The organism is Halomonas litopenaei (genome assembly GCF_017303055.1).
In the GTDB taxonomy this organism is placed as follows: domain Bacteria; phylum Pseudomonadota; class Gammaproteobacteria; order Pseudomonadales; family Halomonadaceae; genus Halomonas; species Halomonas litopenaei_A.
This window is the reverse complement of the sequence record NZ_JAEKJT010000025.1, coordinates 1-701: the sequence shown is the minus strand read 5'-3', so window position 1 is coordinate 701 and position 701 is coordinate 1. Positions and strand designations below refer to the sequence as shown.

Below are 701 nucleotides of genomic sequence, written 5' to 3'. Positions count from 1 at the left end.
GCCACGTTGTCACCGGTATCGACCCTGGACGAAGACGGTCTGCCGGGCGGTATTGCCGGCGGTATCGAGGACGTGGCCAGTGAAGCGGTGACGGCCACCGGCACCCTCGGCTATGACTTCGGGGATGACGGGGCGGCCAGCAGCGGCGCCTTTAGCTGGAACACCAGCGGTCTGCCCAGCGTGACCAGCGGTGGTGAAGCGGTCACCTGGTCGGTGTCCGATGACGGTCTGACCCTGAGCGGTACCGACGCCTCTGGCGACACGGTGCTGACCGCGGTGGTGACCGACGTGGCCACCGGTGCCTACGAGGCGACCTTGCACCAAGGGCTGGATCACAGCGACGACAGCAAGGAAGACGATATCACCCTGTCGCTGGGTTACACCGTCACCGACAGTGATGGCTCGACGGCGGAGGGTTCGCTCACGCTGACCGTCGATGACGATATGCCGGTGGTGAGCATCACCGGTCCTGACGAAGCCGATCCGGACGGCGGTCTGAGCGGTGGCTGGACGACCTCCGGCGGTGGCGATGGTCAGGGTGAGGTGGTGATCACCGTGCCCGGCGACACCACCGAGTATGCGCCCGGCACGCCCATCGACACGGGCACCGGTACCTTGACCGTCAACCCGGATAACACCTGGACCTACACCCCGGACAGCGGTGACGAGGGCGGCGAACTGCCGGGCTTCGTGATCAGCGT

Annotated in this window: 1 protein-coding gene; it reads left to right on the top strand. The window is 66.5% G+C overall.

What is annotated here, in order from left to right; all coding sequences use genetic code 11:
• The coding region (locus tag JF545_RS19820; protein WP_242520984.1) for a DUF5801 repeats-in-toxin domain-containing protein at positions 1–701 on the top strand (701 nt) is incomplete at both ends.